This window comes from Tahibacter caeni, assembly GCF_024609805.1.
In the GTDB taxonomy this organism is placed as follows: domain Bacteria; phylum Pseudomonadota; class Gammaproteobacteria; order Xanthomonadales; family Rhodanobacteraceae; genus Tahibacter; species Tahibacter caeni.
On sequence record NZ_JANFVR010000339.1, the window covers coordinates 1 to 4,995 of the forward strand.

Annotated in this window: 4 protein-coding genes; 2 read left to right on the top strand and 2 right to left on the bottom strand. The window is 68.2% G+C overall.

Going from position 1 to position 4,995, the window contains the following annotated elements; all coding sequences use genetic code 11:
- The first annotated feature begins 179 nt into the window (after positions 1-179).
- On the top strand, positions 180-647 hold the full coding sequence (gene tadA / locus NON22_RS20215) for a tRNA adenosine(34) deaminase TadA (RefSeq protein ID WP_257388783.1): 468 nt from the start codon (positions 180-182) through the stop codon (positions 645-647).
- A gap of 83 nt (positions 648-730) precedes the next feature.
- Here tadA and NON22_RS20220 read toward each other — a convergent pair whose 3' ends face one another.
- Both NON22_RS20220 and ppsA read right to left on the bottom strand, forming a co-directional pair.
- Positions 731-1,201 (bottom strand): YaiI/YqxD family protein, encoded by a 471-nt coding sequence (locus tag NON22_RS20220; protein ID WP_257388784.1) that lies wholly within the window; start codon positions 1,199-1,201, stop codon positions 731-733.
- Positions 1,202-1,400: 199 nt separating this feature from the next.
- Positions 1,401-3,767 (bottom strand): phosphoenolpyruvate synthase, encoded by a 2,367-nt coding sequence (gene ppsA, locus NON22_RS20225; RefSeq protein WP_257388785.1) that lies wholly within the window; start codon positions 3,765-3,767, stop codon positions 1,401-1,403.
- A 321-nt stretch (positions 3,768-4,088) separates the two neighbouring features.
- Here ppsA and ppsR point away from each other — a divergent pair, with 321 nt between their 5' ends.
- Entirely contained in the window at positions 4,089-4,904 is an 816-nt protein-coding gene (gene ppsR, locus NON22_RS20230; protein WP_257388786.1) for a posphoenolpyruvate synthetase regulatory kinase/phosphorylase PpsR, read from the top strand.
- Positions 4,905-4,995: the final 91 nt, after the last annotated feature.

The window sequence follows — 4,995 nt, forward strand, 5'->3', positions numbered from 1 at the left end:
CCTCGGCACGATCGCGCGGCCGGCGAGCCTGGACCGCATCGCCTGGGCGCAGCTCGTCGCCGGCTTCGGCCGCGTGCGCGCCGCCCAGCATCGCTGGCTGGCCGGCGAGGCGCCCGACTGAGTGCCGCGGCGCGATCGGCTATGATGCGCGCCCGCTGCGGCTGCGGAGATTTTCCGGCGTGACCGACACCGACGACGAAACCGACCTGCACTGGATGCGGCAGGCGCTGGCGCTCGCGCGGCAGGCCGAGGAGCTGCACGGCGAGGTGCCGGTCGGCGCGCTGCTCGTGCTCGACGGCCGCGTGATCGGCGAAGGCCACAACCACAACATAGGGCTCAACGATCCGAGCGCGCATGCGGAAATCCAGGCGCTGCGCGAAGCCGGCCGCCGCATCGGCAACTATCGTTTTCCGGGAGCGACCCTGTACGTGACCCTGGAGCCCTGCGCGATGTGCGCGATGGCGATGATCCATGCGCGCGTCGCGCGCGTCGTCTTCGGTGCGGCCGATCCGAAGACCGGTGCGGCCGGCAGCGTGTTCGACACCCTGATCTCGGAACGCCACAACCATCGCATCGCCGTGCGCGGCGGCGTCGCGGCCGAGGAATCCGGCGCGCTGCTGCGCGCGTTCTTTCGCAAGCGGCGTTGAATCGCCGTCGCTGCGGCATGGCGACCGCAGGCCGGTCTTCCGGCTCTGCGACATTCCGGCTTCTCGAAGTCTCCGCCGCCGTTTCAGTCCCGCGCAGGCCGCGACGGCGCGAAGCGCTGCCTCAATAGCCGGTCCAGCTGGTTCGCGAACGCCTGGCGGTCGCGCGGATGCAGCGCCGCGGGGCCGCCCGTGTCGACGCCGGCCCCGCGCAGTTCGTCCATGAAATTGCGCAGGCTCAGGCGCTGGGCGATGCTGTCGGCCGTGTACAGCTCGCCGCGCGGATTCAGCGCGAGCGCGCCTTTCTCGATGACCTTGGCCGCGAGCGGAATGTCGGCCGTGACGACGAGATCGCCGGCCTCGACGCGTTCGACGATGGCCGCATCGGCCGCATCGAAGCCGCCGGGAACTTGCATCGAACGGATGTGCGGCGACGGCGGCGTCCGGATGAGCTGATTGGCGACGAGGACGGTTTCGATGCCGACGCGGTCGGCCGCGCGAAACACGATGTCCTTGATCACGTTGGGGCAGGCGTCGGCATCGACCCAGAGGCGCATGGCGGCGGTTTCCTCGCGAGGAAGCTCGTGGCGGAAGCGATCGCGCGCCGGTCGTTCGAGCGGCGCGCGAGGCGGAGGATTCGCGCCACAGGACGATGCCCGGCGCGCGGCCTGCGGTGCGTTGTGCGGCGCCGTGAACGGGTGCCGCGAATCATTGCGGCGCGAGGCGGGCAGGGCGCCCGCGCTCGCGCCGGGAAGGTCAGGCCTTGGACCGGGCGAGCTTGAGCCAGGTGTCGACGACCGTGTCCGGGTTCAGCGATACCGATTCGATGCCCTGTTCCATGAGCCACTGGGCCAGATCCGGATGGTCCGACGGGCCCTGGCCGCAGATGCCGATGTACTTGCCCTTCGCGCGCGCGGTCTGGATCGCCATCGACAGCAGCCTCTTGACCGCCGCGTTGCGCTCGTCGAACAGGTGCGAAACGATGGCCGAGTCGCGGTCCAGGCCCAGGGTCAGCTGGGTCAGGTCGTTGGAGCCGATCGAAAAACCGTCGAAAATTTCAAGGAATTCGTCGGCCAGCAGCGCGTTGGACGGCAGCTCGCACATCATGATGAGCTTGAGGCCGTTCTCGCCGCGCCTGAGGCCGTTCTCGGCCAGCACTTCGATGACCTTGCGTCCTTCCTCGAGCGTGCGCACGAACGGGATCATGACCCAGGCGTTGGCCAGACCCATCTCTTCGCGCACGCGCTTCATCGCGCGGCATTCCAGCGCGAAGCAGTCGCGGAACGAGGGATCGACGTAGCGCGCGGCGCCGCGGAAGCCGATCATCGGGTTCTCTTCGTGCGGCTCGTAGCGCGCGCCGCCGATCAGGTTCGCGTACTCGTTGGACTTGAAGTCCGACAGGCGCACGATGACCGGATTCGGCGCGAACGCGGCCGTGATCGTCGCGATGCCTTCGGCGAGGCGGTCGACGTAGAACTCGACCGGATCGGCGCCGTTGATGCGCTCGTCGATCTTGCGCCGCGTCTCGGCGTCCTGCTGGCGGTATTCGAGCAGCGCCTTGGGATGCAGGCCGATGTGGCTGGCGATGATCATCTCCAGCCGCGCGAGGCCGACACCGGCGTTGGGCAGCATCGCGAAGTCGAACGCACGCTCGGGATTGGCCACGTTCATCATGATTTTCAGCGGCGCCGGCGGCATCGCGCCGAGGTCGGCGGTCAGCCGCTCGAACGGCAGCTTGCCGTCGTAGATGCGGCCGGTGTCGCCTTCGGCGCAGGACACGGTCACTTCGGCGCCGTCGGGAATCGTGTCGAGCGCGTTGCCGCAGCCGACCACGGCCGGCACGCCGAGCTCTCGCGCGATGATCGCCGCGTGGCAGGTGCGGCCGCCGCGGTTGGTCACGATCGCGGCGGCGCGCTTCATGACCGGTTCCCAGTCCGGGTCGGTCATGTCGGCGACGAGCACGTCGCCGTTCTGCACGCGGTTCATGTCGGCGAGCGAGCGGATCACGCGCGCGGTGCCGGCGCCGATCTTCTGGCCGATCGCGCGGCCTTCGGTCAGCACGGGGCCGTGGCCCTTGAGCTGGAAGCGTTCGATCTGCGTCGCGCGGCCGCGCGACTTCACGGTTTCCGGACGCGCCTGCACGATGTAGAGCTTGCCGGTGATGCCGTCCTTGGCCCATTCCACGTCCATCGGGCGGCCGTAGTGCTGCTCGATCACGAGCGCCTGCTTGGCCAGCTCGTGCACGTCGGCGTCGCTGATGCAGAAGCGCACGCGGTCGGCGGCCGGCGTTTCCTCGGTGCGCACGCGTTCGCCGGGCTTGTCGGAATAGACCATGCGCAGCTGCTTGGCGCCGACCTGACGGCGCAGTATGGCCGGGCGGCCTTCGCGCAAGGTGGGCTTGTAGACGTAGAACTCGTCGGGATTGACCGCGCCCTGCACGACCATTTCGCCGAGGCCGTAGCTGCCGGTCACGAACACCGCGTCGCGGAAGCCCGATTCGGTGTCGAGCGTGAACAGCACGCCCGAGGCGCCGACGTCGGAGCGCACCATGAGCTGCACGCCGGCCGACAGGAACACGTCCTCATGCTTGAAGCCGTGATGCACGCGATAGGCGATCGCGCGGTCGTTGTAGAGCGAGGCGAACACTTCCTTGACCTTGTGCACGACGTCGTCGGCGCCGGTGACGTTCAGGAAGGTTTCCTGCTGGCCAGCGAACGAGGCGTCGGGCAGATCCTCGGCCGTCGCTGAGGAACGCACGGCGACGGAGACGTCATCGCCGCCGGCGTCGCGGCAGAGCTTGGCGTAGGCATCGCGGACTTCGCGGTCGAAGGCCGGGATCAGCGGCGTTTCGACGACCCAGTTGCGGATCTCGGCGCCGGCGCGGGTCAGCTCGTCGACGTTCTCGACGTCGAGGCCGGCCAGACGCTGCTGGATGCGGTCGGCCAGGCCGCTCTGGGCGATGAACTGCTGGAACGCGTGGGCGGTCGTCGCGAAACCGCCCGGTACGGAGACGCCGAGCTTGGCCAGGTTGCCGATCATTTCGCCCAGCGACGAGTTCTTGCCGCCGACCTTGCCGAGGTCGGAAAGTCGCAGGTTGTCCAGCCAAAGCACCAGGTCGCTCAAGGTCAGTCTCCGGATTGCAGAAGGAATGCGACACCGGGCCCTGCGCAACCCGCGGCGGCAGGAACCGGTCCGGCGCGGCGGCGCGGGACGCGGACATGCGTGCTGCAGGTACGCCGACGGGCGTCGGCGTCGAAAAGACGGGCAATTTTCCGGGTTCGCGCCCGACGAAACAAGTTGTGCAGTGCGGAAAGGCCGGGAATGGGGAATGGGTGGAAGCCGTGAATGGGGAATCGGGAATCGGGAATCGTAAAAATCGGGTTGACGCCGGGCCTTATTCCCGCATGCTCTTTCCGATTTCCCATTCCCCATTCCCGGCTCCTCATGCGCAGAACCATCTATTTCATTTCCGACGGCACCGGCATCACGGCCGAGACCATAGGCCATTCGGTGCTGACCCAGTTCGACGGCATCGAATTCGACACCTTCCGCATTCCGTTCGTCGACGACGAGGCCAAGGCCCAGGCGGCGGCGATCCGCATCAAGACCTGCCATGCGCAGACCGGCGCACGGCCGATCGTCATCAACACCGTCGTCGATCCGGCGCTGACCGAAGTGCTGGCCGGCTGCGGCGCGTTGATGGTCGACGTGTTCGCGCCGTTCATCGGCCCGCTCGAGCAGGAGCTCGGCACGCCGCGTTCGCGCCACGTGAACAAGGCGCACGGCCTGGTCAACTTCGCCGAGTACGAGGCGCGCATCAACGCGACCAACTACGCGCTGTCGCACGACGACGGCGTGTCGACGAACTACGCCGACGCCGAGATGATCCTGGTCGGCGTGTCGCGCTCGGGCAAGACGCCGACCTGCCTGTACATGGCGCTGCATTACGGGGTGAGGGCGGCGAACTATCCGCTGACCGACGAGGACCTCGAGAAGATGGAGCTGCCGGCGCGGCTGCGGCCCTACCGCAACCGGCTCTACGGCCTGACCATCGATGCGCAGCGCCTGGCCCAGGTACGCGAGAACCGGCGGCCGAACAGCCGCTACGCGACTCTGGAGCAGTGCCGCTGGGAACTGGCCCAGGCCGACAAGCTGTTCCGGCGCGAGAACATTCCGGTGCAGAACACCACGCATACCTCGATCGAGGAGATCGCGAGCAAGATCCTCTCGGCCCTGGGCATCGAGAAGCACATGTTCTGAACGGGAGCGGCACGCCTGCCGTCGCGGCGCAGGGCCGGGCGGCGGGCCGCGGTGCCGCGCGGCCCTGCCGGCTGCGGCGCAAAAAAAAACG

Bases quoted from the DNA above. Each gene is read 5' to 3' on its own strand.
- ppsR (WP_257388786.1), top strand. From the start codon at position 4,089: ATGCGCAGAACCATCTATTTCATTTCCGACGGCACCGGCATCACGGCC.
- NON22_RS20220 (WP_257388784.1), bottom strand. From the start codon at position 1,201: ATGCGCCTCTGGGTCGATGCCGACGCCTGCCCCAACGTGATCAAGGAC.